The 390-nt window shown below is 42.3% G+C and carries 1 protein-coding gene; it reads right to left on the bottom strand.

What is annotated here, in order from left to right:
- A partial coding sequence (locus tag QWY29_RS19840) for a glyceraldehyde 3-phosphate dehydrogenase NAD-binding domain-containing protein (protein ID WP_300962965.1) occupies window positions 1-390 on the bottom strand: 390 nt, incomplete at both ends.

Below are 390 nucleotides of genomic sequence, written 5' to 3'. Positions count from 1 at the left end.
GCCCATCTACAGTCTTTTGGGTGGCAGTGGTAGCATGAACAGTTGTCATGAGACCTTCAATAATTTCAAAGTTATCATGGATAACTTTGGCTAATGGAGCCAAACAGTTGGTAGTACAAGAGGCGTTGGAGATTACCTTATCAGCTGGATTGTATTTGTCAAGATTAACACCTACAACATACATAGGAGCATCAGCAGAGGGAGCAGAGATAATGACTTTCTTTGCGCCTCCTTCTAAATGGGCGGAAGCCTTTTCAATTGTTGTGAAAACACCAGTGGATTCAACAACATATTCAGCACCAGCTTTTCCCCATGGGATAGCCTTTGGATCTCTTTCTTGGAAAACTTGGATTGCATTTCCGTTCACTACTAAGTTTCCACCGTCAATAC

Origin of the sequence: Nocardioides abyssi, from assembly GCF_030412915.1 — a bacterium.
Taxonomy (GTDB): Bacteria; Actinomycetota; Actinomycetes; order Propionibacteriales; family Nocardioidaceae; genus Nocardioides; species Nocardioides abyssi.
Note: the sequence above shows the minus strand (reverse complement) of the source record. Positions and strands in the feature narration are given on the sequence as shown.